Source organism: Arthrobacter sp. M71 S08 (genome assembly GCF_059089725.1).
Genome location: NZ_JBNHEY010000021.1, coordinates 1 through 476 on the forward strand (window position 1 = coordinate 1; position 476 = coordinate 476).

General features: G+C 62.0%; 1 protein-coding gene. It reads right to left on the bottom strand.

Annotated elements, in window-relative coordinates; genetic code table 11:
• The coding region (locus AC5RTB_RS16580) for a beta/alpha barrel domain-containing protein (RefSeq protein WP_494062142.1) at positions 1 to 476 on the bottom strand (476 nt) is incomplete at both ends.

A 476-nucleotide genomic window follows, 5' to 3' on the forward strand; every position in this document is an offset into this window, starting at 1 on the left:
ATCTCCGAACGGATCTTGCGCATGTGCATGGTCGCGTTGGACACATCCCCGGTACCGGCCTCACCCTTGGACCGGATCATCGCCGCACCCTCATTGATCCGGCGCAGCGCCTCCCCCAGGTTGGTGGCACCACAGACGAACGGAACGGTGAACTTCCACTTATCGATGTGGTTGGTGAAATCCGCCGGCGTGAGCACCTCGGACTCGTCGATGTAGTCAACGCCCAGGGACTGCAGCACCTGCGCCTCAACGAAATGACCGATCCTGGCCTTGGCCATCACCGGAATGGACACAGCCTCGATAATGCTGTCGATCATGTCCGGATCAGACATCCGGGAAACCCCGCCCTGGGCGCGGATATCAGCGGGAACCCGCTCAAGCGCCATGACGGCAACGGCGCCTGCATCCTCGGCGATGCGGGCCTGCTCCGCGGTGACAACATCCATGATGACGCCGCCCTTGAGCATTTCCGCCAT